Origin of the sequence: Collimonas rhizosphaerae, from assembly GCF_038896935.1 — a bacterium.
GTDB classification, from domain to species: domain Bacteria; phylum Pseudomonadota; class Gammaproteobacteria; order Burkholderiales; family Burkholderiaceae_D; genus Collimonas; species Collimonas rhizosphaerae.
On the sequence record NZ_JBANDC010000002.1, the window covers coordinates 195,542 to 218,882 of the forward strand.

Sequence of the window (23,341 nt, forward strand, 5' to 3'; positions counted from 1 at the left end):
AGACAAGAGAGAAAACCTAAAATATGAGCCGAACGACGTCGTTAAACATGGCGACCATCATCAACGTCATCAGAATGCCGATGCCCGCGCGCTGTGCAATTGCACCAACTCGCTCGGGAATGGGACGTCCAGTCAAAACTTCCAGCGAATAATACAGCAAATGGCCACCGTCTAGAACCGGAATGGGCAGCAAATTCATGACGCCAAGGCTGATGCTGATGAAGGCAATAAAGCTCAGGTAGCTGAATGCGCCGATACGCGCGGTCTGGCCTGCGTAGTCGGCAATGGTGATGGGGCCGGTGATATTTTTCCAGGAAACCTCGCCGATCACCATTTTACCCAGCATCTTGAGGGTCATGATGCTGCTGTCCCAGGTCCGCCTGGCGCCCTTGGCGAGCGCTTCCAGCGGCGGGCTGCTGGCCAGGACCATTTCCGGCATGCCCGACATGACAACTTTGATCAGGCCGACCTGCCCGTCTTTGCCGGCTTCCGCCTGCGGTGTCACGCTCACGGTGAAACTATTGCCGTTACGCAAACCCGTCAGGCTCAGCGGCTTGCCCGGGGAAGCCTTGATCTTGTCGACGAAAGCGCCGCTGTCGGCCACCGGCTCGCCGTCGATGCTGGTGATCAGGTCGCCTTCATGCAAGCCGGCCAGCATGCCTGGGCCGCCCGGCATGACCGTGCCCAGGATAGGCTTGGCGCGCGCCAGCTTGATGCCTAGCTTGGCAAGGTAGTCACCTTCGAGATCCTTGGTCGTCAGGCTGTCTATCGGCAAATTCACTGTATCGAGCAGTTTGCCGCCCGACGGTTCGCCGCCCGCCGCGCCGGGATCCGACCGGCGCACGTCGAGCCTGATCGGCGTCTTGTCGATGACCCCTTGCAGCACTTTCCAGCGCAGCTCGGACCAGGTCAGGATCGCTTCGCCGTTCACCGCGGTAATCAATTCGTTGCCGCGCAAGCCGCCCTGGTAGGCCGCAGTATGCTCGGCGACGGCACGCACCCTTGGCGTCGGCTCCATCTCGCCATGGATGTACAAGCCGGCAAATAACAAAATGGCAAGAGCAAAATTGGCCAGGGGGCCGGCCGCCACGATGGCCATGCGCCGCCAGACCGACTGGCCGGTGAATTCGCGCGTCAGTTCTTGCGGCGACAAGCCGCTGACGTCTTGCTCGCGAGCGTCGAGCATCTTGACGTAGCCGCCCAACGGCAGGATGGAAATCGCCCATTCGGTCTGGTCCGGGCCGAACTTGCGCGAGAAGACGACCTTACCCATCCCCACCGAAAAACGCAGCACCTTGACCCCGCACAAGCGGGCGACAACATAGTGGCCAAGCTCGTGGATGATGACCAGGGAGCCGAGGGCGACGACAAAAGCGAGGATGGTTTGCAGGAAGGCCATTTGTACGATTTATGCGTTCAGGAAAGAGTGAACCGTCTGGCGCGCAAGAAGATCCTGCTCAAGCAACAAATCGATATCGCTGACAGCGCACAGCGGCAACTTGTCCATGGTGCGCGCTATCAGTTGGTCAATCATGCGAAACCCGATTTTTCCGTCTAGGAAAGCTTGGACAGCCACTTCATTCGCGGCGTTCAATATTGCAGCAGCCGAACCGCCTGCCAACAATGCATCATACGCGAGTTTCAGGCAGGGAAAACGTTGCAGGTCGGGCCGGGTAAACTGTAACTGCCCCACCACCGTCAGGTCCAGCGGACTGACGCCGGACGCAATCCGCTCGGGGTACGCCAGCGCGTAGGCAATCGGCGTGCGCATATCGGGATTGCCCAGCTGCGCCAGGACCGATCCGTCTATGTAAGACACCATGGAGTGGATCACGCTTTGCGGGTGGATCACTACTTCGATCTGGCTGGCCGAGGCGCCGAACAGCCAGTGCGCCTCGATGACTTCCAGGCCCTTGTTCATCATGGTCGCGGAATCGACCGAAATCTTGCGCCCCATGACCCAGTTCGGATGGGCAACCGCTTCTTCGGGGGTGACTGAATCGAGCGTTTCAACCGCCCTGTGCAGGAATGGGCCGCCCGACGCTGTCAGCAGGATTTTCTCGACGCCAAGCGCAGCCGGCTGGCGTTGATAGTTATGCGGCAGGCACTGGAAAACCGCATTGTGTTCGCTATCGATAGGCAGCAGCACAGCGCCGCTCTGCTTCACTGCATCGATGAACAGCTGGCCGGACATGACCAGGGCTTCCTTGTTCGCCAGCAGGATTTTCTTGCCCGCCCTGGCGGCGGCCAGGCTTGGCGCCAGCCCGGCAGCGCCAACGATGGCGGCCATCACGGTATGGCAAGCCTCGGCGCTGGCCACCTGGCACAGCGCGGCGTCGCCGTACAGCACTTCGATCGCAGGGGCCTTGTCTTGCAGCAAGGCGCGCAGCTGCTGCGCCGCTGCCGCGCTGCCGACCACGGCCAGCTGCGGCTTGAAGCGCAGGCACTGTTCAGCCAGCTGCTCGACCCGGCTGTGCGCGGTCAGGGCGTAGACGGAATAACGTTCCGGATGGCGCGCCAGCACATCCAGCGTCGACATGCCGATCGAACCAGTAGAACCGAGAATAGTAATATTTTGCATACGACCTAGAACCAGAAACTCAATAATGCAGCCAGCGGCAATACCGGGATCAGCGCATCGACGCGATCCAGTACGCCACCGTGGCCAGGCAGCAGGTTGCTGCTGTCCTTGATGCCCGCGCGCCGCTTCAGCAGCGACTCGAACAAATCGCCGGCCACGCTGGCGGCTACCAGCACCGTCGCCGCCGCCAGCAACCCGGCCCAGCCCCAGCTTGCCAGCAGGCGCGCCGGGAAAGTCTCGGCCAGCGCCGGCGCCAGGCTGAACCCGAACATCATGGCCAGCACCAGGATCCAGCCGCCAAGCGCGCCTTCCCAGGACTTGCCGGGAGAGATCGACGGCGCAAGCTTATGGCGGCCGAACGCCTTGCCGGAAAAATAAGCCCCTATGTCCGCCACCCAGACGATCACTAGGACCGACAGCAGATACAAAGGAGAGTGATGGAACAGCACCACGATCGCCAGGAAACAGCCGAAAATGGCAATGGCGTAGGTGCCGGCGACCATGCGGTTGGCGAAGCTGGCCAGCGGCGGCAAGCCAAAACCCAGCGCCGGCACGAACCGCAAACCCCAGATTGCCACGCACAACATGAACAGCAGGCGGATATCAGGGCCGCTACCGAAATACATGATAGCGGCAAACAGGATCAGTGCAAGCAGTCCCCAGGCCAAGGCCGCTTTAGAGCCGGCGCCGAAGATCCTGGCGCTTTCCCAGATGGCGGCGGCAAAAAAGAGCGTCGAGACGACGGCGAATGCGGGGAAATAATTGAAGTACAGGATCGGCAGCAAGACTGCCAGCAACAGCAAGGCTGTGATGACACGCGTCCTTAACATCAGGAAGCCTGTTCCAGCAGCTGTGCGCTGGTGCGCCCGAAACGGCGCTCTCGCTGCTGGTAGGAGGCAATCGCCTGGTCCAGCTCGTCGGCGCCGAAGTCCGGCCAGTAGGTATCGGTGAAATAGAGTTCGCTATACGCCAGCTGCCAGAGCAGGAAATTCGAGATGCGCTGCTCGCCGCCGGTGCGGATGAACAGGTCCGGCTCGGGCGCATAGGCCATCGCCAGGTACTGCGCCAGCTCGTCTTCGGAAAATGCCGCCGGATCCTGCACGGCGCCTGCGCCCGCCGCGCTGCGCGCCGCCATCATTTTCTGTACCGCCTGCATCACGTCCCAGCGGCCGCCGTAGTTGGCGCAGATGGTCACGGTCAGGGTCGAATTGCCGGCCGTCTTGCGCTCGGCGCTGTCGATCATTTGCTGCAGCTTGGCGTCGAAGCGGCTCAGGTCGCCGACAACTTTCAGGCGGATGCCGTTGGCGTGCATCTTGCTGACTTCACGTTCCAGCGCCACCACGAACAAACGCATCAGCAAGGACACCTCATCCGCCGGCCGGCGCCAGTTTTCCGAGCTGAAGGCAAACAGCGTCAGGTATTCGACGCCACGCACAACGCAGGCTTCGACCACTGCCCGCACTGCTTCAACGCCCTTGCCATGGCCGGCGACACGCGGCAAAAAGCGCTTGGTCGCCCAGCGGCCGTTGCCGTCCATGATGATGGCAACGTGCCGCGGCACCGTCGGAATTGCTGGTAGCGTTTGCGTGGAACTTGTATGGGCCATAGATAATGAAATAAGGAAAGGAAGAGCGACAGACCGGCCCCGACTATACCGTCAGGATCTCTTTTTCTTTATCGATCACTTGCTTGTCGATTTCAGCCACGAACTTGTCGGTCAGCTTCTGGATCTCGTCCTGGGCACGACGCTCGTCGTCTTCCGAGCATTCCTTGTCCTTGACCAGTTTCTTCAAGCCTTCGTTGGCGTCGCGGCGGATATTGCGGATTGCAATTTTCGCATCTTCCGCTTCGCCCTTGACCAGCTTTACCATTTCCTTGCGGCGCTCTTCCGTCAGCGGCGGCGTCGGCACCCGGATCATTTCGCCCTGGGTGGATGGGTTAAGGCCGAGGTCGGATTCACGTATAGCCTTCTCGACCACTGCAATCATTTTCTTTTCAAACGGCTGCACGCCGATGGTGCGCGCGTCGATCAGGGTCACATTGGCAACCTGGCTCAGGTTGGTCGGGCTACCGTAGTATTCCACCATGATGTGGTCGAGAATCCCGGTGTGGGCGCGGCCGGTACGTACTTTCGCCAGGTCGGCGCGCAAAGTCTCAAGCGATTTTTGCATTCTCAGATCGGTATTCTTTTTAACGTCAGCAATGCTCATGCTGTTCTCCTCTTCGAAAACGGGTGTTTTTTAAATTAAGTAATAATTATTTATACCTGCGATTTGCGCCAGCAATTTGTGCAAGCCGTCTGCACAAACATTGCAAATCAGGCAAATAATTTAAACGTGTACCAAAGTGCCTTCATCTTCACCCAGGATGACGCGCCTCAGCGCACCCGGCTTGATGATGGAAAACACCTTGATCGGCAGTTTCTGGTCGCGGCACAAGGCAAACGCGGTAGCATCCATGACTTGCAGATGCTTGGTGATCGCTTCATCAAAAGTGATGTGCGAATAACGTGTCGCCGTTGGATCTTTATTTGGGTCTGCGCTGTAGACGCCGTCAACCTTGGTCGCCTTGAGGACGATTTCCGCACCGATTTCCGAACCGCGCAACGCCGCTGCAGTGTCGGTAGTGAAAAACGGATTGCCGGTACCTGCTGCGAAAATGACAATCTTGTCTTCTTCCAGGTATTGCAGCGCCTTAGGCCGCACGTATGGTTCGACTACCTGTTCGATGCTGATGGCCGACATCACGCGGGCCGTGATGCCAACCTGGCGCATGGCGTCTGCCAGCGCCAGCGAGTTCATCACCGTTGCCAGCATCCCCATATAGTCAGCAGTAGCGCGGTCCATGCCCTGGGCGCCCGGCGCCACGCCACGGAAAATATTGCCGCCGCCGATCACGATCGCCAGTTCAACGCCCAACTTGGCCACTTCGGCAACATCGGCCACCATGCGCTCAATCGTTGCACGATTGATGCCGTAGGCGTCATCGCCCATCAGGGCCTCACCGGAGAGTTTCAGGAGAACACGCTTATAAGCTGGTTTTGTCATGGTCTGGGCCCCTTATGGCTTTCCGATTGATATATAAATATTGGTCAATGCCTGGCTGAAGGACTGCAGCGCCATTGTCAGGCCAAACCGCAGCAAAATCCACTACCGGCGCTATTTAGCATACACAGCGAGAATACGCGGCGCCGGTTCCTGCGGCTTTTCCCTGCCCCTGGATACGAGGCAGCAATTCAGCAAGGCATCCCTTAGTCCGTGGCTTGGGAAGAAAATTCCTCAGAGCCAAAAAAACGGGCCTTTCGGCCCGTATTCTTGCTTACGCCTGCTTGGCCGCAGCAACTGTTGCTGCAACTTCTGCAGCAAAGTCATCCTGTTTCTTCTCGATGCCTTCGCCGACCACGAACATGGTGAACGATTTGACGCTGGTGCTGGTTGCCTTCAGCATCTGTTCAACGGTTTGCTTGTCGTTCTTGACGAAAGTCTGGTTCAGCAGGGAAACTTCCTTCAGGAATTTCTGTACCGAACCTTCGATCATCTTGGTCGCGATATCGGCAGGCTTGCCGGATTCGGCCGCCTTCAGGGTCGCTACCGAACGCTCTTTCTCGATCAGGTCGGCAGGCACCTGGTCCGAAGACAGGGAAACCGGCTTCATCGCGGCAATGTGCATCGCCACGTCTTTACCGACTTGTTCGTCAGCGCCGTCGAACTCGACCATCACGCCGATGCGTGTGCCATGCAGGTAGGAAACCAGCTTGGCGGCAGTATCGAAACGCGTGAAACGGCGGATCGACATGTTTTCGCCGATACGGCCGATCAGGGCAGCGCGGGTCGCTTCAACGGTGCTGCCGTCGAGCGGCAGGGCCGACAAGGCGGCGACGTCGGCCGGATTGTTTTCCGCCACCAGCTTGGCGCAGGCATTCGCCAGGCCCAGGAAATCGTCGTTCTTGGTCACGAAGTCGGTTTCGCAGTTGACTTCCACCAGGGCGCCAACGCCGCCGGCGATATAAGCTGCGACCACGCCTTCGGCGGTCACGCGGGAAGCGGCCTTGGAAGCCTTGCCGCCCAGTTTCACGCGCAGGATTTCTTCTGCCTTGTCCATGTCGCCGCCGGCTTCGGTCAGCGCCTTCTTGCATTCCATCATTGGCGCATCAGTCTTCGCGCGCAGTTCGCCTACCAGTGCTGCTGTAATTGCCGCCATACTATTCTCCTAACAGTTGACGCCGTGCCGGTAATCCGCGGCCGCCTTGCGGTGCAAGCGCAGCCCAGTCGGCAACCAGCCTTCCAGCGCCATCATTCAAAATATATCCAGGTATAAATTCGGGTAAAACACATGCAAGTGATACAAAAAAAGGGGCAACCACGCCCCCTTTTTATTCTGAAGTATGAGACCTCAGATTCAGGGCTTAAGCCTGGTCGTTGACTTCAACGAATTCATCGCCGGCTGCGCCTTTGATTGCTTCAACCACGTCGTTCACTGCATTGGCGCGGCCTTCCAGGATCGCATCGGCAACACCGCGAGCGTACAGGGCGATTGCCTTGGACGAGTCGTCGTTGCCAGGGATGACGTAAGTCACGCCGTCTGGCGAGTGGTTGGTGTCAACCACGCCGATAACCGGGATGCCCAGCTTGGCGGCTTCAGTGATGGCGCCCTTGTGGTAACCGACGTCGATCACGAAGATGGCGTCAGGAATGCCGCCCATGTCCTTGATGCCGCCGATAGCTTTTTGCAGCTTGATCAGCTCACGCTGGAACATCAGGCCTTCTTTTTTGCTCAGCTTCTCAACCGAACCGTCTTCGATCGAAGCTTCCATTTCTTTCAGGCGCTTGATCGAGGTCTTGATGGTCTTGAAGTTGGTCAGCATGCCGCCCAACCAGCGCTGGTCGACGAAAGGCGAACCCGAACGTGCTGCTTCAGCTGCCACGATTTCGCGCGCTTGGCGCTTGGTGCCGACAAACAGGATGTTGCCGCGGTTGGACGACAGTTGGCGGATGTACTTCATCGCCTCCTGGTACATGCCCAGGGTCTTTTCCAGGTTGACGATATGAATCTTGTTGCGGTGACCGAAGATGAACGGCGCCATCTTTGGGTTCCAGAAACGGGTTTGGTGACCGAAATGGACACCGGCTTCCAGCATTTCACGCATTGTTACGGACATAATTTTCTCCAGGGTTAGGTCTGGAACCCGCTCAGTCACCGTTGACGCCAGCATTGCAGCCGGGCAAAAAACAGCACCCTTTTCGAGCGGATTCGCGCTTTTAAAACCAATTTAAACATCAAATAAACTACACAAACATCGACATAGCCGAATAGCAATTCGAGCTAACCCAAGATTGTACCCCAAAACCCCTGACTTCTTCAAGCGCCACGAGGCATATCTTTCAGCGCATCTGCGTGGCCTCGTTTATAATCGACATCTAACTGAATCCGGGCGTTTTTTGCGCCTTTTGCTAAAGAATTCACCGAATTTTCTCGATTTTTCCTATCTTATGACCTCCATCTCCATTAAAACCGCCGAGGATATCGCCGGCATGCGCGTCGCCGGCAGGCTGGCCTCGGAAGTACTCGATTACATCACGCCATTCGTCAAGGCCGGCGTCACCACCGGCGAGCTGGACCGCCTGTGCCACGAGTACATGACAAATGTGCAAGACACCATCCCTGCCCCGCTGAATTATTGCCCGCCTGGTTATACGCCGTACCCGAAAGCCATCTGCACCTCGGTCAACGACGTCATCTGCCACGGCATCCCGGGCGACAAGGTGCTGAAAAACGGCGACGTGGTCAATCTCGACATTACCGTCATCAAGAATGGCTACCATGGCGACACCAGCCGCATGTTTTATGTCGGCGAACCGTCGATCATGGCCAAGCGCCTGGGCGACATCACCTATGAGTGCATGTGGCTGGGCATTGCCAAGATCAAACCCGGCGCGCACCTGGGCGATATCGGCCATGTGATCCAGCAGCACGCCGAAAAAGCCGGCTACAGCGTGGTCCGCGAATTCTGCGGCCATGGCATCGGCAAGGTGTTCCATGAAGAGCCGCAAGTATTGCATTACGGCCGTCCAGGCACGCTGGAGCGGCTGGAAGCGGGCATGATTTTCACGGTCGAGCCGATGATCAACGCCGGCCGCCGCGATATCCGCGAAATGGGCGACGGCTGGACCATCAAGACCAAGGATCGCAGCCTGTCCGCCCAATGGGAACATACCGTACTGGTGACCGAAACCGGCTACGAAGTATTGACCGTCTCCAAGGACACTCCGCCCCCGCCCGCCTTTATCCAGCAAGCGACTGCCGCCGCTTAAGACATGACGACACTTGCCGCCACACTCAAAAAACAGCTTAGGACCGAGCGGCAAACCATCATCTCAGCCTTTCTGGCGGACGGTAAACCCGGCGAACTGCTGACCGCTCTGCGGCGCAGCGTCGACATCGCCCTGACGCAAGCCTGGAAAATGCTGGAGCTGCCGTCCAGCGCAGCGCTGGTGGCGGTCGGCGGTTACGGCCGCGGCGAACTGTTTCCGCATTCCGACGTCGACGTCCTGATCCTGCTGGAGGCCAGCCCGGACGCCGCGCTGAAAGCCACGCTGGAGCAGCTGGTGCAGCTGTTCTGGGATATCGGACTCGAAATCGGCCACAGCATCCGCACCGTGGATGAGTGCCTGAGCGAATCCGCCGCCGACATCACGGTCCAGACCAGCCTGCTGGAAGCACGGCTGGTGAGCGGCAGCCACCCGCTGTTCCTGCAGCTGCAGGAACGCTGCAGCGCGGCCATGGATGCCTGCGCCTTTTTCCAGGGAAAGATCCTGGAAATGCAGCAGCGCCACGTGAAATATGAAGATACGCCCTACAGCCTGGAGCCGAACTGCAAGGAAAGCCCGGGCGGCCTGCGCGACCTGCAAGTGATCCTGTGGGTGGCGAAGGCTGCCGGCCTTGGCGAATCCTGGCCCAAGCTGGCCCAGCGCGGCCTGATCACGGCCGCCGAGGCGCGCCAGCTGGCGCGCCAGGAGCGCGCTTTCAAGGATATCCGGATTCGCCTGCACATCTATACCAACCGCCGCGAAGACCGGCTGGTGTTTGACGTCCAGACCCCGATCGCCGAAGCGCTCGGCTTCCAGACCACGGAAACCCGGCGCGCCAGCGAATACCTGATGCAGCGTTATTACTGGGCGGCCAAGGCGGTAACCCAGCTCAACACCATCCTGCTGCAGAACATCGAAGTGCAGTTGTTCCCGCAACCGATGGTGCCGCAACGCATCAACGACCGCTTCAACCACCTGAACCGCCTGATCGACATCGCCCACGACGACCTGTTCAAGACCACGCCGTCGGCGATGCTGGAACTGTTCCTGCTGCTGGCCCAGCACAGCGAGCTGAAGGACATGACCGCGCGCACCAGGCGCGCCTTGTGGCACGCCCGCGTCAAGATCGACAACAGCTTTCGCCGCGATCCGCACAACCGCTCGCTGTTCATCCAGATCATCCAGGCGCCGCAAGGGATTACCCATGCGCTGCGCGGCATGAACCAGACCAGCATCCTCGGCCGCTACCTGCCGAACTTCCGCCGCATCGTCGGCCAGATGCAGCACGACCTGTTCCATGTCTACACCGTGGACCAGCACATCCTGATGGTGGTGCGCAATGTGCGCCGCTTCACGATGAGCGAGCATGCGCATGAATATCCGTTCTGCAGCCAGCTGATCGCCAACTTCCCGCGCTCCTGGCTGCTGTATGTCGCCGCCCTGTTCCACGACATCGCCAAAGGCCGCGGCGGCGACCACTCCAAGCTGGGCATGACCGACGCCCTGCATTTCTGCCAGCAGCACGGCTTGCCGCCGGCGGATACCGCGCTGGTGGTGTTCCTGGTCGAGCACCACCTGACCATGTCGCAGGTAGCGCAGAAACAGGACCTGTCGGATCCCGAAGTCATCCTCAATTTTGCCAATACGGTCAAGGACGAACGGCACCTGACCGCGCTCTACCTGCTGACCGTGGCCGACATCCGCGGCACCAGTCCCAAGGTATGGAACGCCTGGAAAGGCAAGCTGCTGGAAGACCTGTACCGCATGACCTTGCGCGTGCTCGGCGGCGAAGCGCCGTCGGCTGACCGCGAGCTGAAAAACCGCCAGGAAGAAGCGCTGAAAACGCTGCGCCTGTACGGCCTGGCGGAAGACGCCCATGAAACCCTGTGGCGCCAGCTCGACGTTGCCTATTTCCTGCGCCACGACGCCTCCGACATCGCCTGGCAAACCCGTTCCTTCTACAACCAGACCGACAGCGCAAGCCCGATCGTCAAATGCCGCCTGGCGCCGATCGGCGAGGGCCTGCAGGTCGCGGTCTACACCAAGGACCGGAGCGACCTGTTCATCCGCATCTGCAGCTATTTCGACAGCAAGAATTTCAGCATCCTGGATGCCAAGATCCAAACGACCAAGCAAGGCTACGCGCTCGATTCTTTCCTGATCAGCGCGCCGCTGTTCGCCAAGCACTACCGCGACATCATCAACCTGATCGAGCATGAACTGACCCTGCTGCTGCAAGCCGACAGTCCCCTGCCGGCGCCGTCCAAGGGACGCCTGTCGCGCCTGTCGCGCACCTTCCCTGTGACGCCGACGGTCGACCTGCGCCCCGACGAGCGCGGCCAGTATTACCTGCTGTCGATTACAGCCAACGACCGCACCGGGCTGCTGTTTTCCGTCGCCAGCGTACTGGCCAAGCACAAGATCAATTTGCATACGGCCAAGATCATGACGCTCGGCGAACGGGTCGAAGACGTATTCCTGGTCGACGGCAACGCGCTCAACCACGCGCGCTTGCAGATCCAGCTTGAAACCGACCTGCTGGATGCGCTGCATATCTGATCCATCCTGTTTTTGTTTTTTATCCTTTTTAATTTCTTGCCTCTCATGACCGAACCATTACGCCTTTCCAAACGCATGTCAGAACTCGGGCTATGCTCGCGCCGCGAAGCCGATGAATGGATCGCACGCGGCTGGGTCCGGGTCGACGGCGTGGTCGTATCGGAACTCGGCAGCAAAGTCCTGCCCAGCCAGCGCATCAGCGTGGAGCGCCAGGCCGCGGCCGAACAATCGAAACGCGTCACCATCCTGATCAACAAGCCGGTCGGCTACGTCAGCGGCCAGGCCGAAGACGGCTACCAGCCGGCGGTGGCGCTGGTCAAGGAAGCCAACCGCTGGAGCGAGGACCGCTCGCCGACCTTGTTCCATCCGACCCAGCTGCGCAGCCTGGTGCCGGCCGGCCGCCTCGACATCGACTCGGTCGGCCTGCTGGTGCTGACCCAGGACGGCCGCATCGCCAAGCACCTGATCGGCGAAGAAACCAGCGTCGACAAGGAATACCTGGTGCGGGTGCGCTACACCAAGGGCGACAAGCTGCCCGACGCCGAACTGCGCCGCCTCAACCACGGCCTGACGCTGGACGGCAAGAAGCTCAAGCCAGCCATCGTCAAATGGCAAAACGACGACCAGCTGAGCTTTACTTTGCGGGAAGGCAAAAAACGCCAGATCCGCCGCATGTGCGACATGGTCGGCCTCAAGGTGCTGGGATTGAAACGGGTGCGTATCGGCGGCGTGAAGCTGGGGAATTTGCCTGAAGGGCAATGGCGCTACCTGGGCGCGGACGAACAGTTCTGAAGGAATACGGCCCGCGAGGGCCGCTGCCGGTTACAGGAAACGATCCAGGATCTTGCGGCTGGCCTTGTCCAGCGCCTGGGTGTCGCGGATCAGGAACTGCACGCCATGGCTGTCGGCGATCAGCAGGCTGGTCGCCACGATGCGCCGGATGTCCTCTTCGCCTTTCAGCGTGAAAGAAGCATCGCCGCGATTGGTTTCCACATACCACGTGCTCGGCGCGGTGAAACTGGAAACCCGCTGGATACGCCGGATTTCCGGCATGAATTCGCGGCTCGCCAGTTCTTTTTCAACCATCGCCCGGGTTTCGCCGGGCAAATCGCTCAAGCGTGAAATCCAGGCCAGTTCCTGGCCGTCGCCGTTCACCAGCGAAATGCCGTCGTCCGGCGCGCCGATAGGAAAGGCGCGCACCGGCACCACGCCTTCATGCACCTCGCCGTTGACCGCGGTGTACACCAGGCGGCCGAAGGCATTGCGGCTGAGTTTGAAATCATGGCTTGTCATGCTGCCCTCTCGTCACTGTCTTCGCTGTCTTCATCGACCAGGGTCGGCTCGGTATCCGCATTGCGCAGCTGCGCCTGGTAGAGGCGGTAATAAGCGCCTTCGCGCAGCATCAGTTCGTCATGGCTGCCGACTTCGACGATCTGGCCGCGGTCCAGCACCACCAGCCGGTCGGCCTTGCGCAAGGTCGACAAGCGATGTGCAATCGCAATCGTGGTGCGGCCCTGCACCAGGTTATCCAGCGCTTTCTGGATTTCCTTTTCGGTGGTGGTGTCGACCGACGAGGTAGCCTCGTCCATGATCAGGATACGCGGATCGATCAGCAAGGCGCGCGCAATCGAGATGCGCTGGCGCTCGCCGCCGGACAACGCCTGGCCGCGTTCGCCTACCAGCGAGTCGTAGCCTTGCGGCAGGCGCAGGATGAATTCATGGGCATGGGCGGCGCGCGCGGCGGCGACGATTTCTTCGCGCGTGGCTTCCGGCTTGCCGTAGCAGATGTTCTCCGCAATGGTGCCGAAGAACAGGAACGGCTCTTGCAGCACCAGGCCGATATTGCGGCGGTATTCCGAGATCGGCATGGAGCGGATATCGACGCCGTCGATCCGTATCGATCCTTCCGATACGTCGTAGAAACGGCAGATCAGGTTGACCAGCGTGCTCTTGCCGGAGCCGCTATGGCCTACCAGGCCGATCATCTCGCCCGGCGCAATGGTCAGGTTGACGTCGCGCATGACCGCCCGGTTGCCGTAGCGGAAACCGATGTTGCGCAATTCGATGGCGCCTTTCACATGCTCCAGGTGCACCGGGTTGGCCGGTTCCGGCACGCTCGACACGTGGTCCAGGATTTCAAAGATGCGCTTGGCGCCGACCGCGGCTTTTTGCGTCACCGACACGATACGGCTCATCGAATCGAGGCGGGTATAGAAGCGGCTGATGTAAGCCAGGAACGAGGCCAGCACACCGACCGTGATTTCGTTTTTCGAGACCTGCCAGATGCCGAACACCCAGACCACCAGCAGCCCGACTTCAGTCAGCAAGGTGACCGTCGGCGAGAACAGGGACCAGATCTTGTTGACGCGGTCGTTGACCAGCAGGTTGTGCTGGTTGGCGTCGCGGAAACGCCCGGCTTCGCGCTTTTCCTGGGCAAACGCCTTGACTACGCGGATCCCCGGGATGGTGTCGGCCAGGACATTGGTCACTTCGGCCCAGATGCGGTCGATCTTTTCAAAGCCGTGCTTCAGCCGGTCACGCACCAGGTGGATCATCCAGGCAATGAACGGCAGCGGCACCAGGGTCACCAGCGCCAGCCAGGGATTGATCGAGAACAGGATCACCGCGGTCATGACGATCATCAGCACGTCGATCGCGAAATCCAGCAGGTGCAAGGACAGGAACACGCAGATGCGGTCGCTTTCCGAGCCGATGCGCGCCATCAGGTCGCCGGTGCGCTTGCCGCCGAAATATTCCTGCGACAGGCGCAGCAGATGTTCATAGGTAGTGGTGCGCAAATTGGCGCCGATGCGCTCGCTGACCAAGGCCAGGATATAGGTGCGGGCCCAGCCCAGGCTCCACGCCACCAGGGCGGAAGCCAGCAGGCCGGACAGGTAGAGCTTGACCAGGTCATGGTTGATCGGCTTGCCGTTCTGATAAGGAATCAGCACATTGTCCATCAGCGGGCCCATCAGGTACGGCGGCACCAGGGTGGCGGCGGTCGAGATCAGCATCAGGATAAAACCGAGCAGCAGCATGCCCTTGTACGGCGTGGCGAAACGCGCCAGCCGGAACAAGGCCCAGGTTGAGGACGGTGCTTCCCCTTTTTCCGGGCAGATCAGGCATTCGTCGCTGCCCGGCGGCAGCGGCGCCTGGCATTGCGGGCAAAGCGCCTGCTCCTGGCGCGCGGCGGAACGCCCGGCCAGGTAATCGTCGCGCTGCTGCTCGAAGAGCTTGATCAGGCGCAGCGCTTCCAGGTTGAGGCCAAGCGTGTAGCGCCAGCAAGCCAGCTGCCGCTGCTCGTCGCACAGCTCCAGGCTGCCGACGCCGGCATGGTCGTGGTGGCCCAGCGTCAGGCCGGGCCGGTAAGCCCATTCGCGCCAGCTGCTGTCCTGCTCCATCTTGGCCAGCAGGCGGCGATTGGTGAGCAATACCGTGCCGCGCGCAAAATGCAGTGAAGCGTTGAGATCAATCTCCAGCGACGCTAGCACTTCTTCGTCCGGAACCAGTAAAGTTGCTATTTCAGCACGCAAATCGGCGGGCAGGATATGGGATAAATAATTACCGGGAGTAGGCACAGGGGATAAAGGGTTGCTTTTCATCTAAACGGCATGGTGTGTCCGCATGCATGCACGGATCGGATTGAATTTTGTGTGAAATCGCCTCAAATGGCGCACATCGTCTGCCGCAAGTATTATATCCTATCGTGTTTTTCGGAAACGTTACATTTCGTTACCATAACCCTATCATTTTGCTATTTTAAGTGAGCTTCTGTAAACCGATTCGTGCATTAGCGCGTTACAGATAGTTGCAGGGTGTTGAACCGGCACCAGAAAACAAGAAAAAAATTTTCAGCACGAACGCAGCCCTATTGCATAGCCTCATTGCTCACTCATGAAAAACATTGAAATTCTCCGCATCATGTCGCTACGCGGACCAAACATCTGGACGTACCGGTCAACCCTTGAGGCGTGGATCGATATTGGCGAACTGGAAGATTTCCCGTCGAATACATTGCCCGGCTTCAACCAGCGCCTGACCAGCTGGCTGCCTACCCTGATCGAGCACCGCTGCAGCTATGGCGAACGCGGCGGTTTTGTCCAACGCCTGCAAGACGGCACCTGGCCCGGCCACATCCTCGAACACGTCACCCTGGAACTGCAAAACCTGGCCGGCATGCCCGGCGGTTTCGGCAAGGCGCGCAGCACTTCAGTGCGCGGCGTCTACAAGGTTGCGGTGCGCGCGCGCCACGAGCAGGTTACCCGCGCCGCCCTGCATGCCGCACGCGACCTGGTCATGGCGGCGATCGAAGACAAGCCGTTCGACGTCCCTGCCACTATCGTCGAACTGCGCAGCATGGTGGATTCGCGCTGCCTGGGGCCGAGCACGGCCTGTATCGTGGAAGCCGCGGAAGAACGGCGCATCCCCTCGTTCCGCCTCACCGAAGGCAACCTGGTGCAGCTCGGCCACGGTATCCGCCAGCGCCGCATCTGGACCGCGGAAACCGACCAGACCAGCGCCATCGCCGAAAGCATCTCCAGCGACAAGGATCTGACCAAGAGCCTGCTGCAGGCTTGCGGCGTGCCGGTGCCGGAAGGACAACTGGTGGAAAGCGCCGCCGAAGCCTGGGAAGCCGCTGAAGATATCGGCTTGCCGGTGGTGGTCAAGCCTTCCGATGCGAACCATGGACGCGGCGTCTTCATCGACCTCAATACCCAGGCAGAAATCGAAACCGCCTACGCCCTGGCGCTGGAAGAAGGCAGCAGCGTCATCGTCGAACGTTTCATCCGCGGCAACGAACACCGGCTGCTGATTGTCGGCGGCCGCCTGGCGGCTGCCGCGCGCGGCGAGCCGCTGTCGATCAGCGCCGATGGCAAATCGACCATCCGCCAGCTGATAGACAGCCAGATCAATTCCGACCCGCGCCGCGGCGAACTCGAAGAGTGCCCGCTGAGCCTGGTGCTGCTGGATGAAGAACCGGTGGTGCGGGTAGAGCTGGAACGGCAAGGCTTCAACGGCGAGTCGATCCCGCCTGCAGGCAAGCAAGTGCTGATCCAGCGTAACGGCAACGTTTCCATCGACGTCACCGACCTGGTCCATCCCAGCGTCGCCGCAGCGGCCTCGCTCGCCGCGCGCGTGGTGGGCCTGGATATCGCCGGCGTCGACCTGGTGGCCGAGGATATTTCCCGTCCGCTGGAAGAGCAGCGCGGGGCGATCGTCGAAGTCAACGCCGGCCCCGGCCTGCTGATGCATCTCAAGCCGGCCGAAGGCAGGCCGCGCCCGGTCGGCCGCGCCATCATCGAACACCTGTTCGCCGCTGCCGACAATGGCCGCATCCCCATCGTCGGCGTCACCGGCACCCACGGCAAGACCACCGTCTCGCGCCTGATCGCCTGGCAGCTGCATTTGAGCGGCAACCATGTCGGCCTGGCTTGCGGCGACGGCCTTTATTTTGCCCAGCGCCGGGTTGAAAAGGGCGACCGCGCCAATTGGGAGTCGGCGCAACGGGTGCTGATCAACCGCGCGGTCCAGGCGGCGGTATTCGAGAACAGCCACGACACCATCCTCTCGGAAGGCCTGGTCTATGACCGTTGCCAGGTCGGCGTCGTCACCAATATCGATCCTGCCGACAGCTCGCCGCAGTACTACATCGGCGATGCCGAGGAAATGGTCAAGGTCACGCGCACCCAGGTCGACGTCGTGCTGCCTAGCGGCGTCGCCGTGTTGAATGCCGCCGATCCGCTGGTGGCGGGCATGGCGCCGCTGTGCGACGGCGAAGTGATCTTTTTTGGCCTCTCCCCTACCCTGCCGGTAATCGCCGAACAGCTGGAACAAGACCGCCGCGCCGTGTTCGTGCGCAACGACCAGATCATGCTGGCGATCGGCAAAAACGAAATGCTGCTGGCAGACATCACCACCGTGCCGCTGATTGCCCGCAGCAAGGACAGTTTCCAGGTTGAAAACGTGTTGGCGGCGGTTGCCGCCGCCTGGGCGCTGGACATCTCTCACGACCTGATGCGTGCAGGGATAGAAACGTTCGAAATGGCTTAAAAAATCTAAGCGGGATGGGCGGCTGCCCTCCTGCTTTTTTTATCAGTAATAATAGGAAAACCTGTTGATGGACGTATCACGTATCCGAGTACTTCGCGGCCCCAATCTGTGGAGTCGACATACCGCTATCGAAGCCATTGTGTCTTGCACCGATGCCGAACGCGCCATTGCAGGCATCGCCGGTTTCGAAGCCAGGTTGCGTGAACGCTTTCCAAAAATCGGCTTCCTGGAAGCCGGCAGCAAGAACGACGTGGTGTCGATGGCGCACGCGCTCGAGATAGCGGCGCTCGGCCTGCAATCGGAAGCCGGCTGCCCGGTCACCTTCAGCCGCACCGTGCCGACCCTGGAAGGCGGCGTCTACCAGGTCATCGTTGAATACACCGAGGAAGAAGTCGGCAGGATGGCGTTCCAGCTGGCGCAGAAACTGTGCCAGGCAGCGCTGGAAGACAAGCCCTTCGATCTCGCCGGCGCACTGGCCAGCCTGCATGAACTGGATGAAGACATCCGTCTCGGACCCAGCACCGGCTCCATCGTGCAGGCGGCGGTCATGCGCGGGATTCCGTTCCGGCGCCTGACCAGCGGCAGCATGGTGCAGTTCGGCTGGGGCAGCCGCCAGCGCCGCATCCAGGCCGCGGAAACCAACCACACCAGCGCGATCGCGGAATCGATCGCCCAGGACAAGGACCTGACCAAGAAACTGCTGAACGCGGCCGGCGTCCCGGTGCCGATGGGCCGGGTGGTCTCCAGCGCGGAAGAAGCATGGGCCGCGACCCAGGAGATCGCCGGGCCGGTGGTGCTCAAGCCGCGCGACGGCAACCAGGGCAAGGGCGTGGCGGTCAACATCACCGCCCGCGAGCAGGTCATGGCAGCGTTCGAAGTGGCCGCCAAGATCTGTTCGGAAGTGATCGTCGAGCGCTACCTGCCGGGGCATGACTTCCGCCTGCTGGTAGTCGGCAACCAGCTGATCGCCGCTGCCCGCCGCGATCCGCCGCAAGTCATCGGCGACGGCGTGCGCACCATCCGCCAGCTGGTGGACCAGGTCAACAGCGACCCGCTGCGCGGCGACGGCCATGCCACCACGCTGACCAAGATCCGCTTCGATGCGATTGCCCTGGCGACGCTGTCCAAGCAGAATTACGCCGCGGATTCGATCCCGCAGCAAGGCGTGCGCGTGGTGTTGCGCAACAACGCCAACCTGAGCACCGGCGGCACCGCCACCGATGTCACCGAAGATGTCCACCCTGAACTGGCGGCGCGCGCGGTAGCCGCGGCGCAAATGGTCGGGCTCGATATCTGCGGCGTCGACGTCGTCTGCAACAACGTCCACCAGCCGCTGGAAGAACAGGAAGGCGGCGTGGTCGAAGTCAATGCAGCACCTGGCTTGCGCATGCACATCAGCCCTTCTTACGGCAAGGGCCGCGCGGTCGGCGCCGCCATCATGTCGACCATGTTCGCCAGCGGCGACAACGGCCGCATCCCGCTGGTAGCGGTGGCCGGCACCAACGGCAAGACCACTACCGTGCGCCTGATCGCCCACCTGCTGGGCCGCAAGGGACTGCGCGTCGGCATGACCAATTCCGACGGTGTGTATATCGAAAAACAGCGCATCGATACCGGTGATTGCAGCGGCCCGCGCAGCGCGCGCAATGTCTTGATGCATCCGGACGTCGATGCGGCCGTGTTTGAAACCGCGCGCGGCGGCATCTTGCGCGAGGGCCTCGGCTTCGACCGCTGCGACGTCGCCGTGGTCACCAATATCGGCATGGGCGACCACCTCGGCCTGAGCTATATCAGCACGGTGGAAGACTTGAGCGTGGTCAAACGCGTGATCGTCGAAAACGTCGCCCCGGGCGGCCATGCGGTCCTCAACGCGGCCGATCCGATGGTCGCCAGCATGGCCAAATCCTGCCCGGGCTCAGTGACCTTTTTCGCCCACGATTTCCATCACCCGCTGATGACCACCCATCGCGCGCAAGGCCACCGGGTGGTGTACCAGGACGGCAACGCCATCGTCGCCGCCAAGGGCAAGCAGGAACATCGGATCCTGCTGCAGGACATCCCGCTGACACGCAACGGCGCCATCGGCTTCCAGGTCGAAAACGCCATGGCTTCGATCGCCGCGGCCTGGGCTTTGGACCTGGACTGGGACGTGATCCGCGCCGGCCTCGGCAGCTTCGTCAACGATGCCGCCACCGCGCCAGGCCGCTTCAATGTATTCGATTATCGCGGCGCGACCCTGATTGCCGACTACGGCCACAATCCGGATGCGATCAAGGCGCTGGTAAAGGCTATCGACAGCATGCCCGCCAAACGCCGTTCGGTGGTCATCAGCGGCGCCGGCGACCGGCGCGATATCGACATCCGTCACCAGACCGAAATCCTGGGCGATGCATTCGACCAGGTGATCCTGTACCAGGACCAGTGCCAGCGCGGCCGCGCCGACGGCGAAGTGCTGGGCTTGCTGCGCGAAGGTTTGCAGAATGCCCGCCGCACTACATCGACCGCGGAAATCAACGGCGAATTCGTCGCCATCGATACTGCGCTGTCGCACCTGGAGCCGGGAGACCTTTGCCTGATCCTGGTCGACCAGGTGGAAGAAGCGCTGGCGCATATCGCCAAGCGTATTGCTGAAGTTTGATGTAGAGCCGCAGCCGCTATCGGATACCTCGGTATCCCGGCAGCGGCGGCTGGCTTAAGCCGGCTTGTGTCCGGTCAAGGCCGCGCCGGCATTCAACGGCAGGCGCCGCGTCACCGGGATCGACGCCAGCGAAAACAAGCCGATAACAATGAAGGCCGGCCAGAAGTCCCCCGCCACGATAGTCGAGTGTCCCTGCAGGCGGCTCGACAGATGCACCGCCAGGCCGCCGATGGTCACTCCCAAACCCAAGGAAATCTGCTGCACCACGCTGGCCAGGCTGGTAGCCCGGCTGACGTCGGCGCTGTCGAGGTCAGCGTAAGCCATGGTATTGAGGCAGGTAAACTGCATGGAAGGGAAAAACCCGCCCAGCAGCACCACCGCCATCATCACCAGGTAGGGCGTGGTCGGCGTGAACAAGCCATACGAGGCCAGAGCCAATCCGGCCAGCAAAGCATTCCAGATCAGCACCGAACGGAAACCATAGCGGCGCAGAACCGAAGTGCCGATGGCTTTCATGAAGATCGCGCCGAAGGCCGAGGCGCAAGTGATGGTGCCGGCATGGAAGGCATTCATGCCAAAACCGACCTGCAGTGCCAGCGGCAGCAGGAACGGCACCGCCCCCAAGCCGATGCGGAACAGCGAACCGCCGATGACGCTGGCGCGGAAAGTCGGGATCCGCAACAGGCGCAGGTCCAGCAGCGGGAACGGTTCGCGCCTTGCATGCAGCAGATACACATACAAGGTCAGGCCGCCCAGCAAGCACATGGCGAACGCCCACCCCGGCGCCAGCAGCTCGCCGTCGATCAGCGACAAGCCCAGCATCAGCAAGGTGCTGCCGATAGCCGACAAGAAGAAACCCTTCATGTCCAGCGGCTGCAACTCGTCGGAACGGTAGTTTTCTATGTAGCGGCTGGCCAGGTACATGCCGAGGATGCTGATAGGAACATTGATCAGGAAAATCCAGCGCCAGTGGAAATAAGTCGTGATGAAGCCGCCTAGCGGCGGCCCGATCACCGGTCCCAGCTGGGAGGGAATGGTCAGGTAGCTGATGGCTTTGACCAGCTCGGTGCGCGGCACCGAGCGGAAAATGACGATACGCCCTACCGGCACCATCATGGCGCCGCCTATGCCTTGCAAGAAGCGCGCCGCGACAAAGGCCGCCAGCGAGCTCGAGGCTGCGCACATCAGCGAGCCGGTCAGGAACACCAGGATGGCGGTACGGAACACGGTGCGCGCGCCGAAACGGTCAGCGACCCAGCCGCTGATCGGGATGAACACGCCGAGGCCGACCACATACGAGGTCAACGCCAGCTTAAGGGTAAGGGGATCTTGGCCGAGGTCGCGCGCCAGTACCGGCAGCGAGGTGGCAATCACCGTCGCGTCCATGTTTTCCATGAACAGCGCGCAGGCGACAATGAGCGGAATGAGAAGAGTACGTGGCACTGCCGATAACCGTAGGGTAAACAAAAAGACAGATGCACGCAGTGTTGCATCTGTCTGCCCGCTAGTTTACACCTATTCCTGGAACTTGGCAGGAGGTACGACGACTGCCCTGTTTTCAGGCCAGCTTGCGTTGTCCAGGATCGTAATAAAAACGTTCTTCGCTTATCTTGTCGCCGCGCCAAAGCTGATAGGCGATTTCGTCCAGCTGGAAACTGCGGCCGTCGTGGGCGACCATTTCGAACAGCCAGTTGATGGCGACCCGGTCGCCGTCAACCAGGAAGGACTTGGCGGCCACGGTGCGGATTTCCTTGAACGCCGCCAGCGCCTTTTCTTCTCCGGCCACCAGCGCCTGCAGCCCGGTGCGCGGCGGCTCCAGGTTTTCCTGCATGGATGCATCTTCCGTATAAAACTCCTGGATTGCCTCTACGTACTTCCCTTGCACAACCAGCGCGATAAAACTTTCAACGTGTTCTCGACTTGGCATGGATCGGTCCTGTATGCGTGGATAGGAATGAAGACTATACCCGCCTTCAGAACGGTCCGTTGGACGCCCGCAATTTGTCCGGCAAGCCGTCGTGCGGACCAAGCGGCTGTTTCGGCGCATCCAGCCAAAGCTGCTCGCCGATCTCGGCGTTGCGCTGCGCATGCAAGGCGTAATAAACCTGGTTGTCGGCGCGGAAGCGGTCGCCCACCACCAGCAGCCGCACATCGGTCTCGGTATTGTTGATGAAGGTATGGGCAAGGCCGGTGCCGGGCGCAAAGCCGACGCCGTCTCCCGGCGCCAGCCGGTGCAGGCGGCCGTCCAGCCAGACATCCGGCGTGCCTTCGATGACGTAGACGAATTCTTCCTCGGTCTTCTCCGCATGCGGCCAGGACGTGCGCCGTCCCGGCGGCAGCAGTTCATGATGGATGCCGAGCCGGTTCAGGCCGAAAACCCGGCCGAACGGCGAACCTATGGACATCAGCTCGGCGCTGCCGGGATAACTGGAATCGTCCGCGCCTTGAATCTCTTGCCAATGCTTGATGCAGTCTGGCCTGGTCATGCTCTTCTCCTCTTGCTGGATTTTATTGGGACAGCAGGATCCGGTAGCCGACCGCGGTCTCGGTCAGCAAGTGCTTGGGCTGGGCCGGATCGTCTTCCAGCTTCTGCCGCAAGTGCCCCATGTAAATCCGTAAATAGTGGCCGCTCTCCGAATGCGACGGCCCCCACACTTCCTTGAGCAGCTGCGGATTGGTCACCACCCGCCCGGCATTGGCCACCAGCACCGACAGCAGCCGATACTCGGTCGGCGTCAGGTGCACCTGCTGCTGCGCCTTGGTGACCAGCCGCGCCTGCAGGTCCAGCGTGACGTCGCCGAAGCGGATCAGGCCGTCATCGCCGGCCAGCGGCTGGTGCTGGCGGCGCAGCGTGGCGCGTACCCGCGCCAGCAGCTCGCCGACGCCGAAAGGTTTGCTCAGGTAATCGTCGGCGCCGGCGTCGAGCGCCTTGATCTTGTCGGTTTCATTGACGCGCGCCGACAGCACGATGATCGGCACCCGCGACCACTTCCTGACATCCAGGATGAAATCGACGCCGTCGCCATCCGGCAGGCCGAGATCGAGGATCACCAGGTTCGGCTTGCGGGTGCCGCAATCGATCAGGCCGCGCTGCATGGTGGCCGCTTCAAAAATCTGCCAGCCTTCATCTTCCAGGGCGGCGCGTACAAAACGGCGGATCTGCGGTTCGTCCTCGACCAGCAGCGCTATGGGTGTGGGTTGCAT

Annotated in this window: 19 protein-coding genes; 5 read left to right on the top strand and 14 right to left on the bottom strand. The window is 60.9% G+C overall.

Annotated elements, in window-relative coordinates; all coding sequences use genetic code 11:
• Window positions 1-16: 16 nt before the first annotated feature.
• The 8 genes from rseP to rpsB form a co-directional block, all read right to left on the bottom strand.
• Window positions 17-1,399: an RIP metalloprotease RseP gene (gene rseP, locus V8G57_RS03415; RefSeq protein WP_342828200.1), complete on the bottom strand. Its 1,383-nt coding sequence runs from the start codon at window positions 1,397-1,399 to the stop codon at window positions 17-19.
• Window positions 1,400-1,408: 9 nt separating this feature from the next.
• Window positions 1,409-2,581 (bottom strand): 1-deoxy-D-xylulose-5-phosphate reductoisomerase, encoded by a 1,173-nt coding sequence (gene ispC / locus V8G57_RS03420; protein ID WP_342828201.1) that lies wholly within the window; start codon window positions 2,579-2,581, stop codon window positions 1,409-1,411.
• A gap of 5 nt (window positions 2,582-2,586) precedes the next feature.
• A complete protein-coding gene (locus tag V8G57_RS03425; RefSeq protein WP_342828202.1) occupies window positions 2,587-3,411 on the bottom strand; it encodes a phosphatidate cytidylyltransferase in 825 nt (274 codons plus the stop codon).
• Window positions 3,411-4,187 (bottom strand): polyprenyl diphosphate synthase, encoded by a 777-nt coding sequence (gene uppS / locus V8G57_RS03430; RefSeq protein ID WP_092396460.1) that lies wholly within the window; start codon window positions 4,185-4,187, stop codon window positions 3,411-3,413. The genes V8G57_RS03425 and uppS overlap by 1 nt, the downstream gene beginning before the upstream one ends.
• A 43-nt stretch (window positions 4,188-4,230) precedes the next feature.
• Window positions 4,231-4,791 (bottom strand): ribosome recycling factor, encoded by a 561-nt coding sequence (gene frr / locus V8G57_RS03435; protein ID WP_092396458.1) that lies wholly within the window; start codon window positions 4,789-4,791, stop codon window positions 4,231-4,233.
• Between the two features lie 120 nt (window positions 4,792-4,911).
• Window positions 4,912-5,628: a UMP kinase gene (gene pyrH / locus V8G57_RS03440; RefSeq protein ID WP_092396456.1), complete on the bottom strand. Its 717-nt coding sequence runs from the start codon at window positions 5,626-5,628 to the stop codon at window positions 4,912-4,914.
• A gap of 271 nt (window positions 5,629-5,899) precedes the next feature.
• A complete protein-coding gene (gene tsf / locus V8G57_RS03445; protein ID WP_342828203.1) occupies window positions 5,900-6,781 on the bottom strand; it encodes a translation elongation factor Ts in 882 nt (293 codons plus the stop codon).
• A gap of 205 nt (window positions 6,782-6,986) precedes the next feature.
• Complete coding sequence (rpsB, locus tag V8G57_RS03450) at window positions 6,987-7,739, bottom strand: 30S ribosomal protein S2 (protein ID WP_014005317.1); 753 nt, start codon at window positions 7,737-7,739, stop codon at window positions 6,987-6,989.
• A gap of 331 nt (window positions 7,740-8,070) precedes the next feature.
• Here rpsB and map point away from each other — a divergent pair, with 331 nt between their 5' ends.
• The 3 genes from map to V8G57_RS03465 are packed head-to-tail and all read left to right on the top strand — an operon-like array spanning window position 8,071 to window position 12,240.
• Entirely contained in the window at window positions 8,071-8,892 is an 822-nt protein-coding gene (map, locus tag V8G57_RS03455; protein ID WP_092396452.1) for a type I methionyl aminopeptidase, read from the top strand.
• A 3-nt stretch (window positions 8,893-8,895) separates the two neighbouring features.
• The gene (locus V8G57_RS03460; protein WP_092396450.1) at window positions 8,896-11,448 is read left to right on the top strand and encodes a [protein-PII] uridylyltransferase; all 2,553 of its coding nucleotides are present in this window, start codon (window positions 8,896-8,898) and stop codon (window positions 11,446-11,448) included.
• Between the two features lie 45 nt (window positions 11,449-11,493).
• The gene (locus V8G57_RS03465; RefSeq protein ID WP_144738835.1) at window positions 11,494-12,240 is read left to right on the top strand and encodes a pseudouridine synthase; all 747 of its coding nucleotides are present in this window, start codon (window positions 11,494-11,496) and stop codon (window positions 12,238-12,240) included.
• 30 nt (window positions 12,241-12,270) lie between these two features.
• On the opposite strand, the gene V8G57_RS03470 is transcribed toward V8G57_RS03465, so the two are convergent.
• Both V8G57_RS03470 and V8G57_RS03475 read right to left on the bottom strand, forming a co-directional pair.
• On the bottom strand, window positions 12,271-12,741 hold the full coding sequence (locus tag V8G57_RS03470) for a cyanophycin metabolism-associated DUF1854 family protein (protein ID WP_092396446.1): 471 nt from the start codon (window positions 12,739-12,741) through the stop codon (window positions 12,271-12,273).
• The gene (locus V8G57_RS03475) at window positions 12,738-15,050 is read right to left on the bottom strand and encodes a cyanophycin metabolism-associated ABC transporter (protein ID WP_342828206.1); all 2,313 of its coding nucleotides are present in this window, start codon (window positions 15,048-15,050) and stop codon (window positions 12,738-12,740) included. The genes V8G57_RS03470 and V8G57_RS03475 overlap by 4 nt, the downstream gene beginning before the upstream one ends.
• A 292-nt stretch (window positions 15,051-15,342) precedes the next feature.
• Between V8G57_RS03475 and V8G57_RS03480 the strand changes: the two genes are divergently transcribed.
• Entirely contained in the window at window positions 15,343-17,499 is a 2,157-nt protein-coding gene (locus V8G57_RS03480) for a cyanophycin synthetase (RefSeq protein WP_342828207.1), read from the top strand.
• Window positions 17,500-17,566: 67 nt separating this feature from the next.
• Window positions 17,567-20,137, top strand: coding sequence for a cyanophycin synthetase (gene cphA, locus V8G57_RS03485; protein WP_092396440.1), 2,571 nt, complete (start codon window positions 17,567-17,569; stop codon window positions 20,135-20,137).
• A gap of 54 nt (window positions 20,138-20,191) precedes the next feature.
• Here cphA and V8G57_RS03490 read toward each other — a convergent pair whose 3' ends face one another.
• The 4 genes from V8G57_RS03490 to kdpE all read right to left on the bottom strand — a co-directional run bounded on the left by V8G57_RS03490 (window position 20,192) and on the right by kdpE (window position 23,341).
• Window positions 20,192-21,580 (bottom strand): MFS transporter, encoded by a 1,389-nt coding sequence (locus V8G57_RS03490; RefSeq protein WP_342828208.1) that lies wholly within the window; start codon window positions 21,578-21,580, stop codon window positions 20,192-20,194.
• A gap of 115 nt (window positions 21,581-21,695) precedes the next feature.
• Window positions 21,696-22,064: a nuclear transport factor 2 family protein gene (locus tag V8G57_RS03495; RefSeq protein ID WP_092396436.1), complete on the bottom strand. Its 369-nt coding sequence runs from the start codon at window positions 22,062-22,064 to the stop codon at window positions 21,696-21,698.
• A gap of 46 nt (window positions 22,065-22,110) precedes the next feature.
• Window positions 22,111-22,623 (bottom strand): cupin domain-containing protein, encoded by a 513-nt coding sequence (locus V8G57_RS03500; RefSeq protein ID WP_092396434.1) that lies wholly within the window; start codon window positions 22,621-22,623, stop codon window positions 22,111-22,113.
• A 22-nt stretch (window positions 22,624-22,645) separates the two neighbouring features.
• Window positions 22,646-23,341, bottom strand: a complete 696-nt coding sequence (gene kdpE / locus V8G57_RS03505) for a two-component system response regulator KdpE (protein WP_092396536.1) — start codon at window positions 23,339-23,341, stop codon at window positions 22,646-22,648.

Bases quoted from the DNA above. Each gene is read 5' to 3' on its own strand.
- ispC (WP_342828201.1), bottom strand. From the start codon at position 2,581: ATGCAAAATATTACTATTCTCGGTTCTACTGGTTCGATCGGCATGTCG.
- rseP (WP_342828200.1), bottom strand. From the start codon at position 1,399: ATGGCCTTCCTGCAAACCATCCTCGCTTTTGTCGTCGCCCTCGGCTCC.
- rpsB (WP_014005317.1), bottom strand. From the start codon at position 7,739: ATGTCCGTAACAATGCGTGAAATGCTGGAAGCCGGTGTCCATTTCGGT.
- V8G57_RS03465 (WP_144738835.1), top strand. From the start codon at position 11,494: ATGACCGAACCATTACGCCTTTCCAAACGCATGTCAGAACTCGGGCTA.
- V8G57_RS03475 (WP_342828206.1), bottom strand. From the start codon at position 15,050: ATGAAAAGCAACCCTTTATCCCCTGTGCCTACTCCCGGTAATTATTTA.
- V8G57_RS03470 (WP_092396446.1), bottom strand. From the start codon at position 12,741: ATGACAAGCCATGATTTCAAACTCAGCCGCAATGCCTTCGGCCGCCTG.
- V8G57_RS03500 (WP_092396434.1), bottom strand. From the start codon at position 22,623: ATGACCAGGCCAGACTGCATCAAGCATTGGCAAGAGATTCAAGGCGCG.
- V8G57_RS03495 (WP_092396436.1), bottom strand. From the start codon at position 22,064: ATGCCAAGTCGAGAACACGTTGAAAGTTTTATCGCGCTGGTTGTGCAA.
- frr (WP_092396458.1), bottom strand. From the start codon at position 4,791: ATGAGCATTGCTGACGTTAAAAAGAATACCGATCTGAGAATGCAAAAA.
- kdpE (WP_092396536.1), bottom strand. From the start codon at position 23,341: ATGCAACCCACACCCATAGCGCTGCTGGTCGAGGACGAACCGCAGATC.
- tsf (WP_342828203.1), bottom strand. From the start codon at position 6,781: ATGGCGGCAATTACAGCAGCACTGGTAGGCGAACTGCGCGCGAAGACT.
- V8G57_RS03425 (WP_342828202.1), bottom strand. From the start codon at position 3,411: ATGTTAAGGACGCGTGTCATCACAGCCTTGCTGTTGCTGGCAGTCTTG.
- pyrH (WP_092396456.1), bottom strand. From the start codon at position 5,628: ATGACAAAACCAGCTTATAAGCGTGTTCTCCTGAAACTCTCCGGTGAG.
- uppS (WP_092396460.1), bottom strand. From the start codon at position 4,187: ATGGCCCATACAAGTTCCACGCAAACGCTACCAGCAATTCCGACGGTG.
- V8G57_RS03480 (WP_342828207.1), top strand. From the start codon at position 15,343: ATGAAAAACATTGAAATTCTCCGCATCATGTCGCTACGCGGACCAAAC.
- cphA (WP_092396440.1), top strand. From the start codon at position 17,567: ATGGACGTATCACGTATCCGAGTACTTCGCGGCCCCAATCTGTGGAGT.
- map (WP_092396452.1), top strand. From the start codon at position 8,071: ATGACCTCCATCTCCATTAAAACCGCCGAGGATATCGCCGGCATGCGC.
- V8G57_RS03460 (WP_092396450.1), top strand. From the start codon at position 8,896: ATGACGACACTTGCCGCCACACTCAAAAAACAGCTTAGGACCGAGCGG.